This is a genomic window from Frigoribacterium sp. CFBP 8751 (assembly GCF_014841545.1).
In the GTDB taxonomy this organism is placed as follows: Bacteria; Actinomycetota; Actinomycetes; order Actinomycetales; family Microbacteriaceae; genus Frigoribacterium.
Genome location: NZ_JACYUB010000002.1, coordinates 572,943 through 596,616, shown reverse-complemented (window position 1 = coordinate 596,616; position 23,674 = coordinate 572,943). Strand labels below are relative to the sequence as shown.

The following is a 23,674-nucleotide window of genomic DNA, read 5'->3' as shown; positions in this document are numbered from 1 at the left end:
CCACTCATGGCAAACGGGTGATGGACTGGTGACGAATCAACAACGAGGGTCTCGTCCCGAGCCCGCGTCGGCGACATCGATTGAGAGAACCATGGATCTCCGGACGGCCGAACACCCCAGGCCGAACCACTTCATCCTGCACCTCAGCGACACGCACCTCGTCGGCGGTGACCGCGACCTCTACGGCGCAGTCGACAGCGAGGCCCGGCTCCGTCAGATCATGGACGAGATCGAGGCGTCCGACGGGCGGCCCGAGGCCATCGTCTTCACGGGCGACCTCGCCGACAAGGGCGAGCCCGACGCCTACCGCAAGCTCCGCGCCCTGATCGAGCCCGTCGCCGAGCGGCTCGGCGCCCAGGTCATCTGGGCCATGGGCAACCACGACGACCGCAGCGCGTTCCGGTCCGAGCTCTTCGGGCAGCTGCCCTCGCAGCGACCCGTGGACCTCGTGTACGACGTCAACGGCCTGCGCGTCATCACCCTCGACACGACCGTGCCGGGCCACCACTTCGGCCGACTGTCCGGTGACCAGCTCGACTGGCTGGCCGAAGAGCTCTCGACCGACGCCCCCGACGGCACGATCATCGCCATGCACCACCCGCCGGTCCCGAGCGTGCAAGACCTCACGGCGCTCGTCGAGCTTCGCGACCAGGCGGCCCTGGCCGAGGTGATCGAGGGCAGCGACGTCCGGTCCATCATCGCCGGACACCTGCACTACTCGACCAACGCCACCTTCGCGGGCGTGCCCGTGTCGGTCGCGTCGGCCACTTGCTACACACAAGACCTCAACGTCGCCGGCGGCGGCACCCGGGGCCGCGACGGTGCCCAGGCGTTCAACCTGGTGCACGTCTACGAGGGCACGGTCGTGCACTCGGTCGTGCCGATCGGCACCTACGAGACCGTCGGCGAGTACGTCCCGGCCGACGTGGTGGCCGAACGGCTCGCCGTCGCGGGCGTGCGCATCGCCCCGGCAGCCCCCCGCCACCGGGCGACCGACACGGCCCCGGTGCCCGTCGTGCCGCGCGACCTGACGCTGACGGGGCCGATCGACACGCTCTGACCGAGCGGGCCCGCCCGCCATCACCCCGCCCGCGCGGGCCTAGTGGGTCTCGCCTGCCGGCCAGGTCCCGCCCGCCGTGGCTGATCCCGCCCACCGTCGGCAATTCCGGCCTGCTGCGCCGCGCGACCGTCTGCGCCGCCCGACCGGGCCCGTCGTGCGGCAGGCAGCAGGAGTTGCCGACGAGGGACGTGGCCCCGGGACGGGAGACAGGCGGTGCCGACCCGGACGCCGGCGACGGGTCGGGTCAGCTGGGGGTGCGCGTCCGAGCCTCGGCCACCATCGCCGAGCGCAGCCGCCGCAGGTACCCGTCGCGGAGCACGTGCCGGAGGCGCGGGGGCAGATGCGGGACGACAGCAGCCGTGACGCGCATAACCCGGTCGTAGCGACGCTGGGCGCCGGTCGACCACGGCAGCCCGAAGTCGTCGCGGACGCTGCTCGGCAGCGACCCCGCGGTGACGAGCCGGGCGAGCGGCATCACCGCTCTCAGCCACCACGGTCCCGTCGTCGGGTGCAACAGCTCGTGCGCGACCCGACGCGTGACGTCGTCCACGACGAGATGATCGACGGCGTCGTCCCAGTACCGCCGGAACGATGCCACGTCGGCCGGCCACAGCTCGCGTGGCATCTGCAGCGACGTGCCCACCAGGGCGTAATCCTGGTAGACGGTCTCGGCATGGGCCGGGTCGATCGGCCCGTGCACCCGCTCGAACAGCTGCACGGCCGAGTCGTAGAGGGTCGCCGCCACCCAGAGCTGCAGCCCGGGGTCGAACGCGTCGTACCGCACCGACGACGACCCTCCGTCGTGCACCGGACGGTGCGCCCGCCCGACGACACGGCGGACGTGGGCCACCTCGGACGGGGTGCCGAAGACGATGGCGTAGAGATACGTCATGGTGCCGTGCAGCCGCGACAACGGACGCTCGACGAAGTCGCTGTGCTCGGCGACACCGTGCCCCACCCCGGGGTTCGCCAGTTGCAGCAGGATCGCCCTGCCCCCACCCGCCAACAGCAGCGACTCGCCCGCCATGTCGGAGATCCGCCGCACGTCCGAGCCGTGAAGGGTCCAGGGCAGTCGCATGTCGTCAGCCTACGGCGGGCCGTCGGTAGGGTGCTGACATGGCCACCCCAGACTTCGTCCTGTCCCTGCGCGAGAAGATCGGCACGGCACCGCTGTGGCTGGCCGGAGTGACCGCGGTGGTCGTCCGCGGCGACGAGACGCTGCTGGTCCGCCGATCCGACACCGGTGCCTGGACGCCGGTGACGGGCATCGTCGACCCGGGTGAGCACCCTGCCGACGCCGCCGTCCGCGAGACCCTCGAGGAAGCCGACCTGCACGTCGTCCCCGAGCGGCTGGCGTCGATCGGGGTGACCGGCGAGGTCGTCTACCCGAACGGTGACCGCGCGCAGTACCTCGACCACACCTTCGTCATGCGCTACGTCTCGGGCGAGCCCTCCCCCGCGGACGGCGAGAACACCGAGGCCCGATGGTTCCGGCTGGACGACCTGCCCACGATGGGTGCCGACATGCTCGCGCGTCTCGACGCAGCCCTCTCAGGGGAGCAAGCGGCCCGCTTCGGCACCTCGGAGGCCTGACGGACCGCACGGACCGTTCCGACTCCACGGGGACAACGCCCTGCGGGCACCCCGCCCCCGGGTCGCACGGGCTTCGCCCGTGGGCGAGACCGGCGTCAGTCCGATCCTTCGAGCCCCCGGTGCGACGACGATCCCGTCGCCTCACCCGACTGAGCCGCCTCGGCACCGAGTGCCCGTCTGTCCTGCTCGGCGTTCTCGAGGGCGATGCGCTGCATCTCGTCCTTCTCCCACGGTGCGGGGAACGGGTAGTAGCGCTCGAGGAAGTCCGTGACCGTGGCGGTCCGTTCTTCGTCGGTGACCTCGGGGAAGCTGCCGTCGTTGAGGCAGAAGAAGTCGAACGCACGTTTCTTCAAGACCTCGGACAACGACGCCAGCCCCGACACCATCGTGGTGTCGATGTAGCTGACCTTGGCGTTCTCCTGCACGATCGCGCGGCCCGTCATCAGCGAGTAGTAGTGGTAGAGCGAGTTGGTGACCGAGATGTTCTCCTTCGCTCGGAAGGGGCTGCCGGCCGTGGCGGCGAACTCGTCGGCGAACTCGTGCTCCATCTCGAACAGGACGCTGCGGCGCAGCGGTGCGGCGGTGTGCTCGAGATGGCGGGTGAGGACGCGCCCGAAGCGCTGCTGCAGGAGGCGCCGGTTGACCCGCGCGGCGTTCTCGAACCCGCTGCGGTCGATGTTGTTGTGCCCGAGCCCGATGCGCGTGTCGGCCTCGATGAACTTCGTGACGGATCCCGGTGAGAAGAACATGCTCGGCGCGACGGGTCGCCCGAAGAACATGTCGTCGTTCGAGTAGAGGAAGTGCTCGCTGAGCCCCTCGATGTGGTGCAGCTGCGACTCGACGGCCTGCGAGTTGTGCGTCGGCAACATCGAGAGGTCGCTGAAGAACTCTTCGCTGCGCACGACGCGCACACGGGGGTGCTCGCCCAACCACTCGGGCACGGGCGAGTCGGTCGCGATGTAGATGTTGCGGACCCACGGCGCGAACATGTAGACCGACCGCAGGGCGTACTTGAGCTCGTCGATCTGGCGGAACCGGGCCGCCGAGTCGTCACCCTCGCCGACCACGTGGCGCTTGGCCTGCGCGGCGCGGGCACGCTGGTACTCGATCGAGTTGCCGTCGACCCACGAGAAGACGATGTCGATGTCGAAGGTGATGTCGGTGGCGTGGTCGTCGAACATGTGCTCGAGGGTGGGCCACTCGATGCCGTACCGTTCGACGGTCTCTTCGACGGCCTCGGCACGAGGGAGTTCGGTGCGCATCAGCGCGTTCTCGGTCGGGGCGAGGATCTCGTCGTCGGTGATGATCCAGAACTCGACCTGCACGGCGGTGCCCGCACCGTAGCGGAGGCGGCCGATGGGTTCGACCCGGGGCCGGTAGACGCGGAAGACGCGCTCGGTCTCGAGCTCGAGCCCACCCTCGACGACCAGGGACGCCTGACCCTTGCGGGGCTTGGCGTAGAAGGGCTCGGTGGCAGAGGCCGCGATCATGGCGGCGGTGAAGCGGTCGCGGTGCACCGTGTCGACGGCGATCACGGGGCGGACGTCGTTGCCGCGCACGAGCAGGAAGGGCACCTGGGCGGCGTCGAGCACCCGACGGATGTAGAGGAGGTCCTCGATCATCGACTGCTGGGGCGTGAGGTGACCGTTCAGGAGCGTGAACTGCCCCTTGCGGACCACGACGTCCTCTCGGTCGAGACCACCGGCTCGGTGACGAGGGGTCAGCAGAGGACTCTCGGACGTGCCGACCATCTCTGACGTACCGGGGATCTCCGTGGCCATGCAGACTCAACCTTCCGTGCGGGCCTCGGGCGGGCGGACGCACCCTCGGCATTTTACGGGGTCGGAGGCACCCCGGAGGATCCGCTGCCCCTGACGGTCAGCGGCGCCCCCGGACCGGGGCGGACTTCGTGGTCGTCGCGGCCTCGGTCGGCACCTTCACGAGCACCCCTACCGCGATCATGAGCGCGGCGGCGACGAACTGCAGGCCCTGCCAGAGCTCGGGCTGGACGGGCACCACGAACACCGGGTTCCAGAGGACGGCCACGGCGGCGAGCAAGGGCAGCGCCCACCAGAGCCGCCCCCGGTAGGCGAACACGAGGACGATCAGGGCGAAGATCGACACGACGTACCGGAACACGGTGAAGACGTCGGAGTCGAGCAACGCGGTCCCCGCGAGGAGCGCGATGGCCGCGATCAAGCCGGGCGCCAGGGCCGGACGCGTGAACGCGGGGGCAGTGGGGGTGGGCACCGCCTACTCGATGTCGTAGGCGACGTCGAGCACGCTGATCGGACGGCTCATCGGAGGCTCGTCGCGCAGGCGCTCGAGGGCGGGCTGCAACTCGCCCAGCCAGGCCTGGTAGCCGGCGTCGGTGAGGTGGACGTGGTCGGCTGCGAACTCGGGTCGCAGGGCGTCGCCCGACTCGTCGGCGAGTGCGGGCCAGAGGTCGAGCCACTGCGCCCGGACGGTCGACGAGAACTGGCGGAGGTGCCGGTTGGCGTCCTTCAGGCGGGGTGCGAACTCCGCCCCCCGCGGCGCGATCGACTGCAGCAGCAGTCGCGTCCCGGGCAGTTCACGACGCATCGCCACCATGAGGTTCTCGATGCCGCGGACCACTTGTTCGACCGAGCGTCGCGCGGTGAAGTCGTTGGTGCCGATCATGAGCACGACGGAGTCGGGGTTCGCTGCCACGACGTCGTGGAGCCGTTCCGTCAGGCCGGCGACCGTGTCGCCCCCGACGCCCAGGTTGACGACCTGCTCGTCGGGCAACCACGCCGCCCAGTCGCCGTTCTCGGTCAAGCTGTCGCCGACGAAGGCGACGGTCTCTCGGTGTGTCATCACGACCTCCTGGTGGTCTGCTGAAGTGCCCCCATCGTGCCATCACCCGCTGGGAGCCGCGAACCGGCGCGCGCGCCGCAGCCCGGTCCTCACTGTCGGAAGCGTCGCGGCCTCTTCGACCACACGCGGTCGAGCGCGTGGCGGACGCGCGGCAGCAGCACGACGAACGACGACACGACGACGAGCACCCCGAACAGGACCCCGAGCCACAACGGCACCGGCGACATGGCCTCGTCGCCCGCCGGGTACAGCGGCCCGGGCGACGACGCCAGGACGAGGAGGCGCGGGTCGGTCACGCCACGGCCGTCGCGTCGGTCGCGGCCCCGGCCGCGGCACCGGCCACCCGGCCACCGGTCGCCCGGGCGGCCGCCTCCCGCTCGGCCGTCGCCGTGATGCGCCGCAGCATGCCCGAGAAGATGACGCCGTGGAACGGCAGGATCGCGAACCAGTAGAGGCGCCCGCCGAGCCCCTGCGGGAAGAACACCGCGCGCTGGCGGTAGTGGGAACCACCGTCGGGACGCGGCTCGACCGTGAGTTCCAGCCACGCGCCTCCCGGGACCTTCATCTCGGCCCGGAGCCGCAGGAGGTGGCCGCGCTCGAGCTTCTCGACCCGCCACCAGTCGAGGGCGTCGCCGACCCGCAGGGTGGTCGCACTGCGACGGCCTCGCCGGAGGCCCACTCCCCCGACCAGTCGGTCCATCCAGCCCCGGGCCGACCACGCCAGCGGGAACGAGTACCACCCGTTCTCGCCGCCGATGCTCTCGAGCACCTTCCAGAGCTCGGCGGCCGGAGCAGAGGTGTCCGTCTGCCGGTCGTCGGTGTAGACGATGTGCCCGGACCAGTCGGGATCGCTCGGCAGCAGGTCGCTCGGTGCGCCGGCGACCGACGAGTCCTGCCAGCTGGTCTCGACGTCGCCGTCCTGTTCACGCTGCAGGGCGAGGTGGACGGCGCGACGGTAGGGCAGCAACCCCTCGGCGGGCGGGGGCACGACGGTGTCGATGTCGTGCTCGCGGACGACGCAGTCGTACTGGAGCGACGCGATGATCGGGACGGCGAGGGCGCGGGGCACGGGCGTGACGAGGTTGACCCACTGCGAGGCGAGCCACGGCGTGAAGACGGGAAGGGACGCGATCGGCCGCTGCTTGAGGCCGGCCTCGAGGGCGTACCCGTTCATCATCTGCCCGTAGCGGAGCACGTCGGGGCCGCCGATGTCGAAGGTGCGGTTGACGTCGTCGGGCACGTCGGCCGCGCCGAGCAGGTAGTGCAGCACGTCGCGGACGGCGATCGGCTGGATGAAGTTGCGGACCCACTTCGGTGCCGGCATGTAGGGCAGGACGTCCGTCAGGTGGCGCACCATCTCGAACGAGGCGCTGCCCGAGCCGATGACGACGCCGGCCTGCAGGGCGACGGTCGGGACGCCGCTCGCGAGCAACACGTCGCCGACGTCCTTGCGCGACTGCAGGTGCTTGGACAGGTCGCCCTCGGGGTGCAGTCCGCCGAGGTAGACGATGCGCCGGACGCCCGCGTCGCGCGCGGCGTCGGCGACGGTGTGCGCCGCATCGGCCTCGGCGCGTTCGAAGTCGCCCTTGCCACCCATCGCGTGGGCGAGGTAGTAGACGACGTCGACGCCCTCCATGGCGGGACGCACCGTCTCGGGGTCGGTCAGGTCGCCCTGGACGACCTCGACGTCGCCGGACCAGGGCACGTCGCGCAGCTTCTCGGGCGAGCGCACGAGCACCCGCACGTCCGCCCCGGCGGCCACGAGGCGCGGCGTCAACCGCCCGCCGATGTACCCGGTCGCCCCGGTCACCAGCACCCGGCGGGAGGCCACGGCGTGGTCGGTGTCGCTCGTGACGGGGGTGCTCGACGGCACGCCGTCGGGAGTGTTCGCAGACATGGGCCCAAGCTACGCTGGACCCCATCATGACTACCCAGCAGCTCCCCACCGTCTCCGCCGTCGCCGGCATGATCGACCACGCGATCCTCAAGCCCGAACTCACCCGCGCCGAGGTGGACGCCGCCCTCGACGACGCCGCCGCGAACCACGTCTTCAGCGTCTGCGTCCGCCCCTCCGACATCGCGCACGCCGTCGAGCGCCTCGAGGGCACCGGCGTGCTCGTCGGCACCGTCATCGGCTTCCCCCACGGCACGACCTCGACGGCCGCGAAGGCCGCCGAGTCGCGGCAGGCGATCGCCGACGGCGCCTCCGAGCTCGACATGGTCGTCAATATCGGCTGGCTGCGCAGCGGCATGACCGACGAGGTCGAGGACGACGTGCGCGGCGTGGTCGAGGCGGCCGGCGACACGCTCGTCAAGGTCATCCTCGAGACGGCCCACCTCGACGACGACCAGATCGTCGCGGGTTCGAAGGCCGCCGAGCGCGCCGGGGCCGCCTTCGTCAAGACGTCCACCGGCTTCGCGGGTGGCGGGGCGACGCTCCCGCACCTGCGCCTCATGCGCGACGCCGTCTCCGACTCGGTGCAGGTCAAGGCCTCGGGCGGCGTGCGCGGCCTCGACACGGTGCTCGAGATGCTCGACCTCGGCGTCACGCGCTTCGGCACGAGCGCCAGCGGCACGATCCTCGCCGACCTGGCGCACCGCCTCGAGACGGGCCGCGCCTCGGGCGCGGGTGACGACACGACGTCGTACTGACCAGCCGAGGAGGCACGGGTCGCGTCGACGACCCGACCCGCGCCTCCTCGACATGGTGACGACCGTCGGGCCCACGGGGCCTCAGGCGGTCGGCAGCCCCAGGATCTCGCGCGTGCGGACCACGTCGGCCCGGATGTGCGCGATCAGGGCCTCGAGCCCGTCGAAGCGCACGTTGCCCCGTACCCAGTCGACGAAGTGGACGGTGACCTCGAGCCCGTAGAGGTCGAGTGAGACGTCGAGCAGGTGCGCCTCGACCTGCTTGGCCGGCACCCCCTCGAATGTCGGGTTGTTGCCGACCGAGACCGCCGCCGGGTAGAGCGTGTCGCCGACCACCACGCGAGCGGCGTAGACGCCGTCGGCCGGGACGAACCCCTCGCTGTCGCGGGCCAGGTTGGCCGTCGGGAAGCCGAGCTCTCGGCCGCGCTGTTCTCCGTGCACGACGATGCCGCGCACCGACGGCTCGCGCCCGAGCAGGACGCCGGCCTGGCGGACGTCACCGGCGTCCATCAGTTCACGGATCCAGGTCGAGGACGCCCGACGGCCACCGCTCGGTCGCACGTCGTCGATCGACACGACCCGGAACCCGCGGGAGGCACCGAGCTCGCGCAGGGTGTCGACGGTGCCGCTGCCGCGCACGCCGAAGCGGAAGTCGTCACCGACGAACACGACGCGGGCGTGCAGGGCCCCGACCAGGATGCGGTCGACGAACTCGTCGGGCGTCAGCGCCCGCAGCTCGGCGTCGAAGGTGAGCATGAGGGTCGCGGCGACCCCGGCCTCGTCGAGCAGCTCGCGCTTCTGCCGGTTGCTGACGAGGGCCGTCGGCACGTCGTCGGGTCGCAGGACCGCCAACGGGTGCCGGTCGAAGGTGACCACGGTGGACACGAGACCCTCGTCGCGCGCCACCCCCTCGAGCATGTCGATCACGGCGCGGTGGCCGACGTGGACTCCGTCGAACTTGCCGATGGTGACGGCGCTCGGCCCGAAGTCGGGCGGCACGTCGCCGACCAGGTCGTAGAACTGCACGCGCGCTACCTCGTCGTGCCCGGGTCGCGAGGAGACCCGCCGGCCCCCGCGCCCTCGGCACCGGTGCCACCCGCCGCCTGCGTCGCGCGCCCCTGCCGACGCAGCCACAGGATGCCGAGCACGGGCAGGACGAGCGGCACGAAGCCGTACCCGCGCCCGAAGAACGACCACACGGTGTCGTGCGGGAAGAGTTCGGGGTCGAGCACGGTCACGAGACCGATGATCAGGACGCCGACGAGCTCGAAGCTGATGGTCGCCCAGGCCACGGCGTACCAGCCCTGGCCGGGCGCGATCAGGGCCACGGTGGCGACGATGTAGACGACGGCCGACAACGCGCTCAAGGTGTAGGCCAGCGGCGCCTCGGAGAACTGGGTCGTGATCTGGAAGACCGACCGACCGGTGGCGGCGAGGGCGAGGAGGGCGTACACGGCGATGAGGACCCGGCCGAGGCCGACCGCGCGCGTTGACTTCTGAGTGACCATCCCGTCAAGGATAGGACTCCGGCGGGCCCGCCGCCGACCGGGTGCGTCAGAGGCCCTGGACGGTCCAGATCTGGAACATGCGGTAGACCATCACGGCGATCGCGAACGACGAGGTGGCCAGCACGAGGTTGCTCCAGCGGGTGCGGTCGACGAGCGCCCAGACGGTCGCGAGCGGCGGCAGCAGGATGGCCGAGACGAGGTAGATGTAGAACTCGACGAGGTTGCCCGTCGGCGCGTTGCCGACGAACGGGGCCACGATCGCGACGACGAGCTGCACGAGGAGGAGCAGCAGCACGACGGCCCCGGTGCCGACGGTGATGTCGTCGGGCTGACGCTTCGCGAAACAGGCGACCACGCAGACGATTCCCGCCACGACGGCCACCACGACCTGTACCCAGGTGAACCACTCGATCATGCCTGCACCTCGTCGGTCGGGAAGTTCACGATGGGCTTCGCGGCGCCGGCCCGCACCGAGACCAGGCCCGCGAGCCTGCCCGTGGGCGTGACGGCGGCGACCGGCCCGGGGGTGTCGTCGAGATCGACGGCCACGCGCTTGCCGTGCCCGAGGTCGACGGCCTCGGCCGCGGTCATGGACCACTCCGGGAAGAGGGTCCGGGCGACGTCGACGGGAGGCAGCAGCGCCGGAGCGACGTCGATGCCCTCGAGGACGGAGGCGCGGGTCACGTCGAACGGCCCCACCCGCGTCCGACGCAGCGCGGTCAGGTGTCCCCCGACGCCGAGGTCGGCTCCGAGGTCGCGGGCCAGAGCCCGGACGTAGGTGCCGGACGAGCACGAGACCCGCACGTCGAGGTCACGCACGGGCACCCCGTCGACGACGGCGTCGCGTCGGTCGAGCACGGTGAACTCGGTGATCGTCACGTCGCGGGCCTTCAGCTCGACCTCGACCCCGGCACGGGCGAGGTCGTAGGCGCGACGGCCGTCGACCTTGATCGCGCTCACCGTGGTGGGCACCTGGCTGATCGGCCCGGTCAGTCGTGCCACGCCGGCGTCGATCGCGTCGTCGGTGACGCCGCCGGCCGAGGTCGTCGAGACGACCTCGCCGTCGCTGTCGTCGCTGGTGGTCGAGACGCCGAGACGGATGGTGGCGTCGTAGCCCTTGTCGAGGCCGACCAGGAACGTCAGGAGGCGCGTCGACGAGTTCAGGCCGAGCACGAGCAGTCCCGTGGCCAGCGGGTCGAGCGTGCCGGCGTGGCCGACCTTGCGCGTGCCCGCGGCCTTGCGCACGCGCGAGACGACGTCGTGGCTGGTGATGCCCTGCGGCTTGTCGACGAGGAGGAGGCCGCTGTTCACCCGACGACGTTAGCGCAGCCGGACCGCGACGGGGCCGGGGACGCGCTCAGCACGCGTCGTCGAAGCGTCGACGGGGGTGCTCGCGGTCGGAGTTGTCCACTACGGCCGAGGCCTCGGCCCGGGCGTCGAGTCGCGAATCGTCGGCGGTGACCCAGACGCGATAGTGCCACAGCCCCGCGAGGCCGGGGCGCGCGAGGTCGGTGCCGTCGACGAGCAGGACCGCGTCGGCCGGACCGGTGACCCAGGCGGACTCGACGGAACGGTCCGCGTCGGCGTCCCAGGCCCGCTCGACCCAGCCCGCACTGCCGCCGAGCCGGAACGGCTCGACCAGGACCCGGCGGAACAGGCTCTCGTCCAGCACGGGAGCGGAGTCGCGCGGCGCCGCGTCGGGACGTTTCTCGAAGCCGTCGAGCGAGGCGCGGAACGCCGCGTGCCCCAGCTCGCGGAAGGCCTCGAGGAGGTCGTCGGCGAGACCGGCCGCACCAGCGCCTCCGTCGCTGTCGATCGCGACGAGCACGCGGCCGCGCCCGTAGTTGTGGACGATCTCGGTCGCCAGTTCGCGCAGCGTGTCTTTCTTGGCAGGGGCCCATCGGGTGGTCATGTCGACACCGTACGCCCGACCGCCGACACAGCGCCGGGGAGGTCGAGGGCGAGCCGTAGGCTCCTACGGTGAGCATCTCCCCCGCCGTCAACGCCTGGTTCCGCGAGAACGGTCGCGACCTCCCGTGGCGGCGTCCCGGATTCACGGCCTGGGGCACGCTCGTCAGCGAGATCATGCTGCAGCAGACCCCCGTGGCCCGCGTCGTCCCGCGCCTCGAGCAGTGGCTCGAACGCTGGCCGACGCCGGGCGACCTGGCGGCGTCGCCTGCATCCGAGGCCGTGCGGGCCTGGGAGCGCCTCGGTTACCCGCGTCGGGCCCTGGCCCTCCACGCCGCCGCCGTGGCGATCACCGAGAGGCACGGCGGCGTCGTGCCCGAGGACGTCCCGTCTCTCCTGGCACTGCCCGGCATCGGCGACTACACCGCACGTGCCGTCGCGGTCTTCGCCTACGGTCACCGTCACCCGGTCGTCGACACGAACGTCCGCCGCGTCCTGGCCCGTGCCGTCGAGGGTCTCGCCGAACCGTGGGCCCCCAAGGCCTCGCGCGACCTGCCCCTGATGGAGTCGCAGCTGCCCGACGACCTCGAGGAGGCGCGGGTCACGAACGCGGGCGTCATGGAGTTGGGTGCGCTGGTCTGCACGGCGCGGTCGCCGAAGTGCGACGTCTGCCCGCTGGTCGAGCAGTGCGCGTGGGTGCTGGCGGGTCGTCCTGCGCATGCCGGGCCGCGCCTCCGGACGCAGGCCCGCTTCGAAGGATCGGACCGCCAGGTGCGGGGGCTGATCATGGCCGAGTTGCGGGCCAGCGACGTGCCCGTCAGCTCGGCCGAGATCGAGACGGTCTGGACGGACGACGGGCAACGCGCGAGAGCCCTCGCCGGGTTGCTCCGTGACGGCCTGGCCACGGGGTCGCCCGACGAGGGCTATCGCCTGCCCGACTGAGGCGGGCGGGCGTCCGGAGGGACGCTGCGGTCAGCGGGTGGAGCCGTCGGGCTCGGTCGAGGCGCCTGCGGCCGGGGCCTCGAGCTCGTCGTCCAGGGCCAGGTCGTCGTCGAGGTCGTCCTCGGCGTCGTCGAGGTCGTCGTCCGCGTCGAGGTCGCGCGGCTTGACGTACGGGTCGGCGTCGCCGGCGTACTCGGCCGACGAGGCCAGGGACTGGCTCTCGTGGTCGCGCTGACGGGCCTCCTGCAGCAGGCGGTCGATCGAGGCCGCGTTCTCGGGCAGTGCGTCGAGGATGAACTCGAGGCTCGGCGTGAGGCGTGCGGTGATGTTCTTGCCCACCTCGCTGCGCAGCATGCCGGTCGCCGACTTGAGGGCCGCACCGGTGTCACGACGCTCCTCGTCGGTGCCGTAGACCGTGTAGAAGACCGAGGCGTGCTGCAGGTCGCCGGTCACCTTGACGTCGGTGATCGTGACGAACCCGAGGCGGGGGTCCTTGATGCCGCGCTCGAGACGCCGAGCGATGATCTCGTGGATGCGGTCGGCCATCTTGCGGGCGCGTTGCGCGTCAACCATTGTTCACTCCTGTTCGTGCTGCTCGCCGCCGTGGCGAGAGGGGTGAGGCCCCGCCCCGACCGTAGTCGGAGCGGGGCCTCGTGTACTGCGATGACCCTGGGTCAGCCCCGGGGCTTCTCGACCATCTCGATGGTCTCGATCTCGTCGCCGATCTGGATGTCGTTGAACTTGCCGAGACCGATGCCGGCCTCGAAGTCCGTCCGCACCTCGGTGACGTCGTCCTTGAAGCGACGCAGCGAGTCGATCGCGAGGTTGTCGCCGACGACGACGCCCTCGCGGATGACGCGGGCACGAGCGTTGCGGGTGATCGTTCCCGACCGCACGATGACACCGGCGATGTTGCCGACCTTCGACGAACGGAAGATCTCGCGGATCTCGGCGACACCGGACTGCTTCTCCTCGAACTCGGGCTTGAGCATGCCCTTGAGCGAGTTCTCGATGTCCTCGAGCGCCGCGTAGATGACCGAGTAGAAGCGCACGTCGACACCCTCGCGAGCAGCACGCTCACGAGCCTTCGTGTCGGGACGCACGTTGAACCCGATGATGACCGCGTTGTCGACCGTCGCCAGGTTGACGTCGCTCTCGGTGACCGCACCCACACCGCGGTGGATGATGCGCAGCTGCACGCTGTCGTCCACCTCGATCTTGAGCAGGGACTCTTCGAGCGCCTCGACGGCACCGGACACGTCACCCTTGATGATGATGTTGAGAGCCTCGACCTTGCCCTCTTCGAGAGCACGGGTGAAGTCCTCGAGCGAGATGCGCTTGCGGGCCTTGGCCAGCGACGCGTTGCGCTCGACGGCCTCTCGCTTCTCGGCGATCTGACGAGCCGTGCGGTCCTCCTCGGTGACGAGGAAGGTGTCACCGGCTCGGGGGACGCTCGACAGACCCTGGACCAGCACGGGCCGGCTCGGGTAGGCCTCGTCGACCGAGTCGCCGTTCTCGTCGACCATGGCGCGGACGCGTCCGTACGCCGTGCCGGCGACGATGGCGTCACCGACGCGCAGCGTGCCGGACTGGATCAGCACCGTCGCGACGGCACCGCGGCCCTTGTCGAGGCGGGCCTCGATGGCGACACCGCGGGCGTCCTTGTCGGGGTTGGCACGCAGGTCGAGACCGGCGTCGGCCGTGAGCAGGACGGCCTCGAGGAGGGCGTCGATGTTCTTGTTGTCACGGGCCGACACGTCGACGAACATGACGTCTCCGCCGTACTCCTCGGCGACGAGGCCGTACTCGGTGAGCTGCTGACGCACCTTCGCCGGGTTCGCACCCTCTTTGTCGATCTTGTTGACCGCGACCACGATCGGCACGCCGGCCGCCTGGGCGTGGTTCAGCGCCTCGACCGTCTGCGGCATGATGCCGTCGTCGGCCGCGACCACGAGGATCGCGATGTCGGTCACCTGGGCACCACGAGCACGCATGGCGGTGAACGCCTCGTGACCGGGGGTGTCGATGAAGGTGATGGCGCGCTCGACGCCCTCGTGCGGAGCCCACACCTGGTAGGCGCCGATGTGCTGCGTGATGCCACCGGCTTCGCCGGCGACCACGTTGGCGTTGCGGATCGCGTCGAGGAGACGCGTCTTGCCGTGGTCGACGTGACCCATGACGGTGACGACGGGAGGACGGATCTGCAGGACGGACTCGTCTTCGTCTTCGAGCTCCTGCTCGAGGTCGATGTCGAAGCCCTCGAGCAGCTCTTTGTCCTCGTCCTCGGGCGAGACGACCTGGATGTTGTAGCCGAGCTCCTCGCCGAGGACCTGGAAGGTCGCCTCGTCGAGCGACTCGGTCGCCGTCGCCATCTCACCGAGGTGGAAGAGGACGGTCACCAGGTTGCCGGGGCTCGCGTCGATCTTGTCGGCGAAGTCGCTGATCGACGCACCGCGACGGAGACGGACGATGGTGCTGCCGTCGCCACGGGGGACGCTGACGCCACCCAGCGACGGAGCCGAGCGCATCTCGAACTCGGCCCTCTTCGTCCGCTTCGACTTGCGAGCCTTGCTCTTGCCGCCACCGCGACCGAACGCACCGGCCGTACCGCCACCGGGGCCACGGCCGCGACCGCCACCACCGGAGGGACGGGGTCCGCTGAAGCCGGGACGGAAACCGCCGGCCGCGCCGGGAGCACCGGCACCGGGACGCTGGAAGCCACCACCGGCACCGCCGGGACGACCTGCGCCGCCACCGGCGGGACGCTGACCGAAGCCGTTGGGACGGGGGCCTGCACCCACACCGGGACGCGGGGCGCCCGGACGGGGAGCGCCGGGACGCGGGGCCATCGGGCGGGGGCCTGCGGCGCCACCAGGGCGCGGCATGCTGCTGGCCGCACCGGAGCCGCCGGGACGAGGCGCGCTGGGGCGTCCCATGCCCTGGTTGCTGGCGAAGGGGTTGTTGCCGGGACGCGGGGCACCGGGGCGGGGGCCGCCGGGCTTGGGACCGGCGGCACCGGGCTTCGCGGCGTCGTCGGCGGGAGCCGCCGCGCCGTCCTTGGCGGCTGACGCCGCTGCGGCGCGCTGCGCCTCGGCCTGGGCCTGTCGCTCGGCGACCGTCAGCGGGGCGACGGGCGCGGGCGCCGCGTCGACGTCGGGCTCGGCCGCCGCCACGGGGGCGGGCGTCGGCTCGGCGACGGGGGGCTTGGGAGCAGCCGGACGAGGGCCGCCGGGCTTGGGTGCCGAGCTCGCGGGCTGCGCGGCGGCACCGGTCGAAGGAGCCTTGGCAGCGGGGGTCGCAGGCTTCGCGGCACCGGCGAAGGCCTGGCGCAGCTTGCGGGCGACGGGAGGCTCGACGCTGGACGACGGTCCCTTGACGAACTCGCCCATCTCTTTGAGCTTCTCTAGTGCGGTCTTGCTGTCGATCCCCAGCTCGCTGGCGATCTCGTGTACGCGTGGTTTAGCCACAGTTCTCCTGTCTCGGGCCCTTCCCGAGACGGGAAGAGCCTTCAGTTCTGGACGGGTCTCATTTCGAGCCGCTCATTGGTGGTTGCTCATTAGTTGTCCATGTGCCGTTCAGCCTGTTCTGTCGTGGCGATGGGTCGTGACGTGGTGATCCGCGTGAGGTGGTCGCGGAGCTCGTCGACGTCGGGTTCGGAGTCGAGGCGGAGTGCACGGCGGAAAGCCCTGCGCTTCACTGCCGACTCGAACGCGTCGATCGACGGCGTCAACCACGCACCCCGCCCGGGAAGGGTCGCGGTCGGATCGACCACGAGACGTCCGTTTCGGGCGACGACCCGCACGAGTGCGGATCGTGGAGCGCGCGCTCGAGTACCGATGCACGTTCTGACGGGTTCCACCCTACCCCCTCGGGTCGTCGGACGGGAGACGCCGACGGCGAACGGCGTGGTGCGCCGGTCGCCCTCGTCGTGTCGTGGTCGTGTCGGAGAGATCAGTCGTCTTCGAGGATGCTGTCCGGCTGGATGTCGATCCGCGCGCCCGTCAGCTTCGCGGCGAGGCGGGCGTTCTGACCCTCTTTGCCGATCGCGAGCGACAGCTGGTAGTCGGGCACGAGAGCCCGCACGGCCTTGGTGGACGCGTCGATCACGAAGGCCGACGAGACCTTGGCCGGCGACAGCGCGCTGGCGACGAAGGTCGGCAGGTCGCTCGAGTAGTCGACGATGTCGATCTTCTCGTCGTTGAGCTCGGTGGTGACGGCCCGGACGCGCTGCCCCATCTCGCCGATGCAGGCCCCCTTGGCGTTGACGCCGGGCTCGGTCGCCCGGACGGCCATCTTGGTGCGGTGACCGGCCTCGCGAGCCAGCGAGACGATCTCGACGACACCGCTGGCGATCTCGGGCACCTCGAGGGCGAAGAGCTTCCGCACGAGCGACGGGTGGGTGCGCGAGACCGTGATCTGCGGCCCCTTCGTGCCCTTGCTGACGCCCGTGACGTACACGCGGATGCGCGACCCGTGGGCGTACTTCTCACCCGGCACCTGCTCTTCGGGCGGCAGGATCGCCTCGACCGTGCCGAGGTCGACGTGGATCATGCGCGGGTTCGGCCCCTGCTGGATCACACCGGCGACGATGTCGCCCTCACGGCCCTTGAACTGGCCGAGCACCTTGTCGTCGCCGATGTCGCGCAGGCGCTGGTTGATGACCTGCTTGGCCGCGAAGGCGGCGATCCGGCCGAAGTCGCTGGGGCTGTCGACGGACTCGCCGACGACCTCGCCCTCGTCGTCGCGTTCGATGGCGAAGACCGAGACGTGTCCGGTCTTGCGGTCGAGTTCGACGCGAGCAGCCGGGATGCGGCTCTCGGGCTGGTTCGTGTGCTTGAGGTAGGCCGTCAGGATGGCCTGCTCGATGATGCGCACGAGTTCGTCGAAGGGGATTTCACGCTCGCGCTCCATGAGACGCAGCACGCTCAGGTCGATGTCCACTGAGGGCCTCCACTATTCAGATCTGCAGGCTGCACGCACGATGGCGCGCACAGCATGGCTCTACGGTACCCGAGAGCGGGGCGCCCGGCGGACCGTTCGCCGGGGTCGGCACCGCGCCTCCTCGGGGTCGTCCCGACCGGGACGAGGAGGCGCGGTGCCGGCGCTCAGGACGCCCGCGGGGCCGTGAGGCTCGCGACGGCCTCGGCCACGGGGACCGGGGTGCGCTCACCCGTGCGGCGGTCCCAGAGTTCGACGACGCCCTCGCCGGCCGAGCGGCCGACGACGACGATCTGCGGCACGCCGAGTAGTTCGGCGTCGCCGAACTTGACGCCGGGCGAGACCTTGGGACGGTCGTCGTAGAGGACGTCGAGACGGTGGGCCTCGAGGTCGGCGGTGAGCTTCTCGGCGACCTCGTAGACCACGGGGTCCTTGCCCGTCGCCACGACGTGCACGTCGAAGGGAGCGACGTTCGCCGGCCAGATCAGGCCCTTGGCGTCGTTGTTCGCCTCGGCGATCACCGCGAGGATGCGCGTGACGCCGATGCCGTACGACCCCATCGTGACCGTGACCTGCTTGCCGTTCTCGTCGAGCACCTTGAGGCCGAGCGCCTCGGCGTACTTGCGACCGAGCTGGAAGACGTGGCCGATCTCCATGCCGCGGGCGGTCTCGATGGGGCCGGAGCCGTCGGGAGCGGGGTCGCCCTCGCGGACCTGAGCGGCCTCGATGGTGCCGTCGGCGGTGAAGTCGCGACCCATGACCAGGTCGGCGACGTGCACGCCCTTCTCGTTCGCCCCGGTGACCCAGGCCGATCCCTCGACCACGCGGGGGTCGACGAAGTAGCGGATGCCGGAGTCGGACTCGCCGCCGAGCACCTGGGGGCCGAGGTATCCGCGGACCAGGACTGGGTTCTTCACGAAGTCGGCGTCGCCGGCGGCCTCGACCTCGGCCGGCGCGAAGGCGACCTCGAGCCGCTTCATGTCGACCTCGCGGTCACCGGGCAGGCCGACGACGACGAGTTCGCGGGTTCCGTCGAGATGACTGAGCGCGACGACGACGTTCTTCAGGGTGTCGGCGGCCGTCCAGGGCCCGGAGTCGCGCGCCTCGTCTTCGTTGAGCTGCGCGACCAGCGAGTCGATGGTCGGCGTGTCGGCCGGTGCCAGGCGGCGGGCGGGGGCGAGACCCGCGAGCGGGACCGTGTCGGGGACGATCGTCGTGAAGGCCTCGACGTTCGCGGTGTAGCCGCCGGCCGAGCGGACGAACGTGTCCTCGCCGATGACGGTCGGGTGCAGGAACTCCTCGCTCCGCGAACCGCCCATGGCCCCGGCGTCCGCCTTGACGATGACGTACTCGAGGCCGAGACGGGTGAAGATGCGCTCGTAGGCGTCGCGCTGCTTCTGGTAGCTCTCGTCGAGCCCGGCGTCGGACGCGTCGAACGAGTAGGCGTCCTTCATGGTGAACTCGCGGCCACGCAGCAGGCCGGCCCGGGGCCGCGCTTCGTCGCGGTACTTGTCCTGGATCTGGAACAGCGTCAGGGGAAGGTCCTTGTACGACGAGTAGAGGTCTTTCACCAGCAGGGTGAAGGCCTCCTCGTGCGTGGGGGCCAGCAGGTAGTCGGCGTCCTTGCGGTCCTTCAGCCGGAACATGCCGTCGCCGTACTCGGTCCAGCGGCCGGTGGCCTCGTAGGGCTCACGCGGCAGCAAGGCGGGGAAGTGCACCTCTTGGGCACCGGCCGCCTGCATCTCGTCGCGGATGACCGCCTCGATCCTGGCCTTGACGCGCAGGCCGAGCGGCAGCCAGGCGAAGACGCCCGGCGCCTGACGTCGGATGTACCCGGCGCGAACGAGGAGGCGGTGGCTGGTCACCTCGGCGTCGGAGGGGTCTTCTCGGAGGGTGCGGACGAAGAGCTGGGAGAGACGTGTGGACACCCGTCCAGCTTAGGGGCGCGCCCAGCTCACCACGGCTTGCCGTCGTAGTCGCCCGGGTTCTGCTCGTAGTAGCGGTCGCGGTCGGTGTCTTGTTGTTGCTGCTGCTGGCTCTCCTCGCCCTGCTGCTGCAGCTGGTCGAGGGGGTCGTCGGACTCGGCCTGGCCCTCGCCTTCGTCGGGCTCGTCTCCCCCGGCACCGGGATCGCTGCCGTCGTCGCCGCCGGGCTGCTGCTCGTCGCCCTGGCCCCCCTGGGCCTGCTGCCCCTTCTCGTCGAGGCGTTGCTGGGCGTCGTCGAGCGGCTGGGACGTGTCGGGCTGTCGGGGGTCGTCCGGCGGCTGGAAACAGCCCTCGGGCGCCTCGTCGACGGTCTTCTGTCCCAGTTCGTACAGCGCCTCGGCGTCGGCGTAGCGCAGTTCGAGCAGGGCCGCGTCGCCCTGCGCCTCGATCGTCAGCACCAGGTTGACCCGGATGACGCACGAGATCGTCGCGTCGTCGGGGGCGAGGTCGAGCGCCGTGACGAACTCTTGCCGTGCCACGTCGAGCACGCCGATCTGTGCGTAGGCGGTGCCCCGGTCGAAGTGGTGCACCCACGGCTCGACCACGTTGGCGACGCCGAGCGGCTCGGACAGGGAGGCGCTGCGTTCGAACTGCTGATCGCCGTACGACCACTGCGTCAGGGCGGCGAACGTGGGCAGGCTGAGCAGCTTGAGCGCGACGAGCAACACCACGAGGACGACCGGGGCCGACCAGAGCAGCAGCCGACGCCGGAGGCGCTTGCGGTACTGCTCGACGGTGGGCCCGGCCTCGGCCTCGTGGGCGCGGCGGATCTCGTCGACGGGCGGTGGGACGAGGGTGTCGGTCACGGGCGTGCTCCCCCCTCGGGTCGGGCGGCGTCGACGGCCGACGCCGCAGCACGGTCACGCCCGCGGCCCGGCCCACGCTCGTCGCGGAGGGCTCGTGTCGGACGGACCTCGCCCAGGGCCCTGGCCACGAGGGCGACGTCGATCAACAGCAGGAGGAACGCCGGGATCGCGGCGAGCCAGTAGAGGTCGATCAGGCTGTCGGCTCGTCCCTCGTCGGAGGCGACGGCCCCGTCGCGGGCGTCGGCGACGGCAGCGTCCACGGACGTGTCGGCCGTGCGGTGAACGTACGGCACGCCGAGTTGATCGGCGATGCGCCGCAGGGCGTCCTCGTCGATCCTCGAGACGGCGTCGGGATCACCGGCCTGCGTGCGGTCCTGGATGTACTCCTCGGTCGAGTACTCGTCGCCGTAGCCGTCGAAGACGCGCATCTTGCCTCCCTGCTCGGTGCCGTAGCCGAAGACGGCACCGCCGTCGACGTCGCCGGCCGAGGCCGCGAAGCTCTCGGGCTCGGTGCCGCTGGTCTGCTCGCCGTCGCCGAGGTAGTAGACGACGTTGGCCCGCTCCGGGGCGCTCTGCCGAGCCTCGGTCAGCCGCTCGGCCAGCAGGTCGTTCGCCTCGCTCACGGAACTGCCGCTCGAGTAGTAGGTGACCTCTTGGTTCATGGCGTCCGCGGCGGCCACCACGGCGGAGGCGTCGTCGGTCAGCGGCGTCCGCAGGACGGCCGTGCTGTCGAAGGACAGCAACGAGAACCGCGCGCCCGCCAGCTGCGAGGTCACCTCGGCGATGTCGGACCGCACCCCGTCGAGACGACGCTGGCCGTCACCCCAGTCCTCCGCCGCGATGCTCGAGGTCGTGTCGACCACGAAGAAGACGTTGAGCTGGGCGACCGACGCCTGAGCCGACCCACCGGGGAGGCTCGGTCGTACCGCGACGACGAGCAACAACGCGACGATCACGAGACGTCGCACCCAGGTGAGCAGGGCCCGCCGCCGGCTCCGCTCGGCCACGACGCGCCAGCCGGTGAACCCGAGCAGGGCGACGGCGGCCACGCCGAGGAGCCACCAGGGCAGGACGGGCTGGAAGACCAGCGCCCCCGCGATCACAGCCGCACCCGCCAGAGCATCACGAGCCCGCCCATCGCGACGAGCAAGGCGGCGATCGCCAGAGCCTGCGGGTGGTCGGTCACCACGAGTCGTCGAGCCCCCGTGAACAGCCCCGCCTCACGGGCGTCGATCTCGTCGACGATCTGCGGCACGGTCGCCGAATCGTCGAGGGCGTAGTAGCCACCGTCGGTCGACTCGGCCGCGGTTCGCAGTTCGGCGGCGACCTGGTCGGCCACGGCGTCCGTGGCGTGGTCGGCGGGGTTCACGGCGTACACCCGGACGTCGCGCTCGGCCGCCAGGTCGGCAGCCTCGGTGAGCGTGAGCAGGGCCTTGCCGTTGACGTAGTTGTCGGTGGCGAGCACGACCGACTTGGGTCGTGTGCTGTCGTCGTCGCCGAAGCCGAGGACGCACGAGGCCAGGCCGTCACCGATCAACGAGGCGCCGTCACCGAGGTCGGTGCCCGTCCAGTAGCGGGTCCCGTTCTCGCCCATGGTGTCGAACGAGTCGCGGTACTGCTCGAGTTGCGTGCGGACGAAGTCGTAGTCGTCGGTGAGCGGGAACGCCTGCACGGCCGAACTGTCGAAGAGGTAGAGCCCGATGCGTTCGCCGTCGAGCCCCTGCGAGAGGGTCGAGAACGTGTCCACGATCTGGGAGTCGACCTCGGTCATGGAGCCCGACACGTCGAGGCAGAGCATGATGTCGCGCTTGTACGACTGGGGTTCGACGACGTCGGTGCTCGAGACCCGGGCGGCGAGCAGGACGCTGATGCCGGTCAGGGCCACCATGGCGACGAGCACGACCGCGAGGACGGCACGATAGCGCCGGACGACGCGCTGGTAGGCGGGCAGAGCGGTCAGTCGCTCGCCGTGCGCGACCGGGACGCCGAGACGACGGAGGCGCGCCCTGTCTCGGCGCCTCCAGCGCACGTAGAGCCACGCCGCCACCGCCACGACCGCCAGGGCGACCAGCGGCAACCACCAGAAGATCAGCCCCATGACGCCACCACGTCTCTCGCGGTGGCGACGGCACGGGCGGGGTCGCCGGGCTCTTCGAGCCGGAAGGCCGGCGGGTAGTACTGCTCGACCGCCCCCGCGAGCCGGGGCAGGTTCGACTCGCGCAGGTCGGCGAGGGTCATCACGTGCGTGTCGACGCCGTTCGTCTCGTGCGCGAAGAACCGCAACAGCAGGCTGAGCCGGGAGTGCACCCCGCGGTCGTTCAGCCGCCCCGAACTCGCGGCCGTCTCGACCTCGTCGATGAGGGCGAGGTACTTCGCCTTGGTGTCGGCGAGGGCGGCCGGTCGGGACGCCGCCTGGGCCGCTCGCCGGGCCGGGGGAAGTCGCCGTGCCGAGAAGCGGAACACGAAGACGTACCAGGCGACCACGAGGGCCAGCCCGACCAGGCCGAGCACGAGCCAGAGCACCCAGAGCGGGTACTGGTAGGGCCCGAAGAAGTCGTCAGCGCCCGACACGACGGTGCTTCTCGATCAGGGCGAAGAGGCCCGGCACGACCTCGGCCTGGCTGCCGAGTCGCTGGCTGCTGATGCCGAGGGCGAGGAGCTCGCGCTCGGTGTCGCCCACGCGTCGGACGGACGAGTCGTCGAACTCGCGTCGGAGCTGCGCGTTCTCCCGGAGGTAGGCCGGCAGCCCGGACATCTCTCGGACGTCGAAGACCTCGCCGGCGTGCCCCGTTCGCGTCATCAGGTCGGCGTCTCCGATCGTCAGCCAGACCACCTCGTGCTGGGCGCGCAGACGGCGGAGCAATCGTGTGATGCGCTCGTCGATCGCGACGTCGTCGGTGACCACCAACAGCATCGAGCGACGCCGGATGCCTCGCGCGACCCACTCGAGCACCGAGGCCAGGTCGCTCGTCGGGGCGTCGAGGTCGACCCGTCGGTCGACCTGACGCAGGAGGGTCTCGAGGTGGGCCTCGGTCGCGCCGGCCGGGTGCGCGCGGGTCCCCGACGAGTCACCCGCCACCAGGGACACGACGTCGCCGTGCTTGGCGGCGATGTAGGCGAGGGCGCCCGCCGCCATCAGCGCGATGTCTTTCTTGGACTCGCCGCTCGTGGCCGTCGCCGCCATGTTTCGACCGGTGTCCATCACCAGGACGAGGTTCTGCCGCCGGCTCGCGATGTACCGCTTGACCAACGGCTCGCCGTGACGGGCCGTGGCCTTCCAGTCGATGTCCTTCACCTCGTCGCCCGGGACGTACGCCCTGAGGTCGTCGAAGTCGTGGCTGCGCCCGTGGTGCACCGAGGCGTATCCGCCCTCGAGCAGGTCGATGGTGCGTCGGTGGGCGAAGAGCCCCATCTTCGTGCGCACGCGCAGCAGCAGGCTGGCCACCG

At 71.0% G+C, this 23,674-nt stretch carries 25 protein-coding genes; 4 read left to right on the top strand and 21 right to left on the bottom strand.

Annotated elements, in window-relative coordinates:
• Nucleotides 1-91: 91 nt before the first annotated feature.
• Complete coding sequence (locus tag IFT88_RS08605) at nucleotides 92-1,060, top strand: phosphodiesterase (RefSeq protein ID WP_043596140.1); 969 nt, start codon at nucleotides 92-94, stop codon at nucleotides 1,058-1,060.
• A gap of 244 nt (nucleotides 1,061-1,304) precedes the next feature.
• Here IFT88_RS08605 and IFT88_RS08600 read toward each other — a convergent pair whose 3' ends face one another.
• Complete coding sequence (locus tag IFT88_RS08600) at nucleotides 1,305-2,138, bottom strand: oxygenase MpaB family protein (protein ID WP_192119997.1); 834 nt, start codon at nucleotides 2,136-2,138, stop codon at nucleotides 1,305-1,307.
• Between the two features lie 38 nt (nucleotides 2,139-2,176).
• Here IFT88_RS08600 and IFT88_RS08595 point away from each other — a divergent pair, with 38 nt between their 5' ends.
• Nucleotides 2,177-2,653: an NUDIX hydrolase gene (locus tag IFT88_RS08595; RefSeq protein ID WP_192119995.1), complete on the top strand. Its 477-nt coding sequence runs from the start codon at nucleotides 2,177-2,179 to the stop codon at nucleotides 2,651-2,653.
• 95 nt (nucleotides 2,654-2,748) lie between these two features.
• Here IFT88_RS08595 and IFT88_RS08590 read toward each other — a convergent pair whose 3' ends face one another.
• From IFT88_RS08590 to IFT88_RS08570, 5 genes are all read right to left on the bottom strand, one after another.
• Nucleotides 2,749-4,404: a stealth family protein gene (locus IFT88_RS08590; protein WP_231567141.1), complete on the bottom strand. Its 1,656-nt coding sequence runs from the start codon at nucleotides 4,402-4,404 to the stop codon at nucleotides 2,749-2,751.
• A 127-nt stretch (nucleotides 4,405-4,531) separates the two neighbouring features.
• Nucleotides 4,532-4,903, bottom strand: a complete 372-nt coding sequence (locus IFT88_RS08585) for a DUF6804 family protein (protein ID WP_043596134.1) — start codon at nucleotides 4,901-4,903, stop codon at nucleotides 4,532-4,534.
• Between the two features lie 3 nt (nucleotides 4,904-4,906).
• Nucleotides 4,907-5,491: a GDSL-type esterase/lipase family protein gene (locus tag IFT88_RS08580; protein WP_043596132.1), complete on the bottom strand. Its 585-nt coding sequence runs from the start codon at nucleotides 5,489-5,491 to the stop codon at nucleotides 4,907-4,909.
• Between the two features lie 89 nt (nucleotides 5,492-5,580).
• Nucleotides 5,581-5,787: a hypothetical protein gene (locus IFT88_RS08575; protein ID WP_056226098.1), complete on the bottom strand. Its 207-nt coding sequence runs from the start codon at nucleotides 5,785-5,787 to the stop codon at nucleotides 5,581-5,583.
• Nucleotides 5,784-7,388 carry an SDR family oxidoreductase gene (locus IFT88_RS08570; RefSeq protein ID WP_192119993.1) on the bottom strand — a complete coding sequence of 535 codons (1,605 nt, stop codon included), beginning with the start codon at nucleotides 7,386-7,388 and terminating at the stop codon, nucleotides 5,784-5,786. Before IFT88_RS08570 ends, IFT88_RS08575 begins: the two co-directional genes overlap by 4 nt.
• A gap of 26 nt (nucleotides 7,389-7,414) precedes the next feature.
• On the opposite strand from IFT88_RS08570, the gene deoC reads away from it, so the two are divergent.
• A complete protein-coding gene (deoC, locus tag IFT88_RS08565; RefSeq protein ID WP_192119991.1) occupies nucleotides 7,415-8,143 on the top strand; it encodes a deoxyribose-phosphate aldolase in 729 nt (242 codons plus the stop codon).
• A gap of 81 nt (nucleotides 8,144-8,224) precedes the next feature.
• Here the strand turns inward: deoC and IFT88_RS08560 are convergent, their stop codons facing one another.
• Genes IFT88_RS08560 through IFT88_RS08540 form a run of 5 tightly spaced genes read right to left on the bottom strand, consistent with a single transcriptional unit; the run spans nucleotide 8,225 to nucleotide 11,560 of the window.
• On the bottom strand, nucleotides 8,225-9,166 hold the full coding sequence (locus IFT88_RS08560; RefSeq protein WP_056226094.1) for a bifunctional riboflavin kinase/FAD synthetase: 942 nt from the start codon (nucleotides 9,164-9,166) through the stop codon (nucleotides 8,225-8,227).
• 5 nt (nucleotides 9,167-9,171) lie between these two features.
• Nucleotides 9,172-9,648: a hypothetical protein gene (locus IFT88_RS08555; protein WP_235472188.1), complete on the bottom strand. Its 477-nt coding sequence runs from the start codon at nucleotides 9,646-9,648 to the stop codon at nucleotides 9,172-9,174.
• A 46-nt stretch (nucleotides 9,649-9,694) separates the two neighbouring features.
• On the bottom strand, nucleotides 9,695-10,063 hold the full coding sequence (locus IFT88_RS08550) for a hypothetical protein (protein WP_043596125.1): 369 nt from the start codon (nucleotides 10,061-10,063) through the stop codon (nucleotides 9,695-9,697).
• Complete coding sequence (gene truB / locus IFT88_RS08545) at nucleotides 10,060-10,959, bottom strand: tRNA pseudouridine(55) synthase TruB (protein ID WP_056226091.1); 900 nt, start codon at nucleotides 10,957-10,959, stop codon at nucleotides 10,060-10,062. Before truB ends, IFT88_RS08550 begins: the two co-directional genes overlap by 4 nt.
• Nucleotides 10,960-11,005: 46 nt before the next feature.
• Nucleotides 11,006-11,560, bottom strand: coding sequence for a hypothetical protein (locus IFT88_RS08540; RefSeq protein WP_192119989.1), 555 nt, complete (start codon nucleotides 11,558-11,560; stop codon nucleotides 11,006-11,008).
• Between the two features lie 68 nt (nucleotides 11,561-11,628).
• On the opposite strand from IFT88_RS08540, the gene IFT88_RS08535 reads away from it, so the two are divergent.
• Nucleotides 11,629-12,498, top strand: a complete 870-nt coding sequence (locus tag IFT88_RS08535; protein ID WP_043596122.1) for an A/G-specific adenine glycosylase — start codon at nucleotides 11,629-11,631, stop codon at nucleotides 12,496-12,498.
• Nucleotides 12,499-12,528: 30 nt separating this feature from the next.
• Here the strand turns inward: IFT88_RS08535 and rbfA are convergent, their stop codons facing one another.
• The 10 genes from rbfA to IFT88_RS08485 form a co-directional block, all read right to left on the bottom strand.
• Complete coding sequence (rbfA, locus tag IFT88_RS08530) at nucleotides 12,529-13,071, bottom strand: 30S ribosome-binding factor RbfA (RefSeq protein ID WP_192119987.1); 543 nt, start codon at nucleotides 13,069-13,071, stop codon at nucleotides 12,529-12,531.
• A gap of 101 nt (nucleotides 13,072-13,172) precedes the next feature.
• Nucleotides 13,173-15,965, bottom strand: a complete 2,793-nt coding sequence (gene infB, locus IFT88_RS08525) for a translation initiation factor IF-2 (protein ID WP_192119986.1) — start codon at nucleotides 15,963-15,965, stop codon at nucleotides 13,173-13,175.
• Between the two features lie 89 nt (nucleotides 15,966-16,054).
• Nucleotides 16,055-16,357: a YlxR family protein gene (locus IFT88_RS08520; RefSeq protein ID WP_043596118.1), complete on the bottom strand. Its 303-nt coding sequence runs from the start codon at nucleotides 16,355-16,357 to the stop codon at nucleotides 16,055-16,057.
• Between the two features lie 92 nt (nucleotides 16,358-16,449).
• Complete coding sequence (nusA, locus tag IFT88_RS08515; RefSeq protein ID WP_043596117.1) at nucleotides 16,450-17,439, bottom strand: transcription termination factor NusA; 990 nt, start codon at nucleotides 17,437-17,439, stop codon at nucleotides 16,450-16,452.
• Between the two features lie 164 nt (nucleotides 17,440-17,603).
• The gene (locus IFT88_RS08510) at nucleotides 17,604-19,364 is read right to left on the bottom strand and encodes a proline--tRNA ligase (protein ID WP_043596115.1); all 1,761 of its coding nucleotides are present in this window, start codon (nucleotides 19,362-19,364) and stop codon (nucleotides 17,604-17,606) included.
• Nucleotides 19,365-19,390: 26 nt separating this feature from the next.
• Nucleotides 19,391-20,227, bottom strand: a complete 837-nt coding sequence (locus tag IFT88_RS08505; RefSeq protein ID WP_192119984.1) for a hypothetical protein — start codon at nucleotides 20,225-20,227, stop codon at nucleotides 19,391-19,393.
• Nucleotides 20,224-21,330: a VWA domain-containing protein gene (locus IFT88_RS08500; RefSeq protein WP_192119982.1), complete on the bottom strand. Its 1,107-nt coding sequence runs from the start codon at nucleotides 21,328-21,330 to the stop codon at nucleotides 20,224-20,226. Before IFT88_RS08500 ends, IFT88_RS08505 begins: the two co-directional genes overlap by 4 nt.
• On the bottom strand, nucleotides 21,327-22,325 hold the full coding sequence (locus IFT88_RS08495) for a vWA domain-containing protein (protein WP_192119980.1): 999 nt from the start codon (nucleotides 22,323-22,325) through the stop codon (nucleotides 21,327-21,329). Before IFT88_RS08495 ends, IFT88_RS08500 begins: the two co-directional genes overlap by 4 nt.
• Complete coding sequence (locus IFT88_RS08490; protein ID WP_043596112.1) at nucleotides 22,316-22,798, bottom strand: hypothetical protein; 483 nt, start codon at nucleotides 22,796-22,798, stop codon at nucleotides 22,316-22,318. Before IFT88_RS08490 ends, IFT88_RS08495 begins: the two co-directional genes overlap by 10 nt.
• Nucleotides 22,785-23,672 (bottom strand): DUF58 domain-containing protein, encoded by an 888-nt coding sequence (locus IFT88_RS08485; RefSeq protein ID WP_171007238.1) that lies wholly within the window; start codon nucleotides 23,670-23,672, stop codon nucleotides 22,785-22,787. The genes IFT88_RS08490 and IFT88_RS08485 overlap by 14 nt, the downstream gene beginning before the upstream one ends.
• Nucleotides 23,673-23,674: the final 2 nt, after the last annotated feature.

What these genes read in the sequence shown, in the direction of transcription:
- IFT88_RS08605 (WP_043596140.1), top strand. Translation starts at nt 92, where the DNA reads ATGGATCTCCGGACGGCCGAACACCCCAGGCCGAACCACTTCATCCTG.
- IFT88_RS08600 (WP_192119997.1), bottom strand. Translation starts at nt 2,138, where the DNA reads ATGCGACTGCCCTGGACCCTTCACGGCTCGGACGTGCGGCGGATCTCC.
- IFT88_RS08595 (WP_192119995.1), top strand. Translation starts at nt 2,177, where the DNA reads ATGGCCACCCCAGACTTCGTCCTGTCCCTGCGCGAGAAGATCGGCACG.
- IFT88_RS08590 (WP_231567141.1), bottom strand. Translation starts at nt 4,404, where the DNA reads ATGGTCGGCACGTCCGAGAGTCCTCTGCTGACCCCTCGTCACCGAGCC.
- IFT88_RS08580 (WP_043596132.1), bottom strand. Translation starts at nt 5,491, where the DNA reads ATGACACACCGAGAGACCGTCGCCTTCGTCGGCGACAGCTTGACCGAG.
- IFT88_RS08570 (WP_192119993.1), bottom strand. Translation starts at nt 7,388, where the DNA reads ATGTCTGCGAACACTCCCGACGGCGTGCCGTCGAGCACCCCCGTCACG.
- deoC (WP_192119991.1), top strand. Translation starts at nt 7,415, where the DNA reads ATGACTACCCAGCAGCTCCCCACCGTCTCCGCCGTCGCCGGCATGATC.
- IFT88_RS08555 (WP_235472188.1), bottom strand. Translation starts at nt 9,648, where the DNA reads ATGGTCACTCAGAAGTCAACGCGCGCGGTCGGCCTCGGCCGGGTCCTC.
- IFT88_RS08550 (WP_043596125.1), bottom strand. Translation starts at nt 10,063, where the DNA reads ATGATCGAGTGGTTCACCTGGGTACAGGTCGTGGTGGCCGTCGTGGCG.
- IFT88_RS08540 (WP_192119989.1), bottom strand. Translation starts at nt 11,560, where the DNA reads ATGACCACCCGATGGGCCCCTGCCAAGAAAGACACGCTGCGCGAACTG.
- rbfA (WP_192119987.1), bottom strand. Translation starts at nt 13,071, where the DNA reads ATGGTTGACGCGCAACGCGCCCGCAAGATGGCCGACCGCATCCACGAG.
- IFT88_RS08495 (WP_192119980.1), bottom strand. Translation starts at nt 22,325, where the DNA reads ATGGGGCTGATCTTCTGGTGGTTGCCGCTGGTCGCCCTGGCGGTCGTG.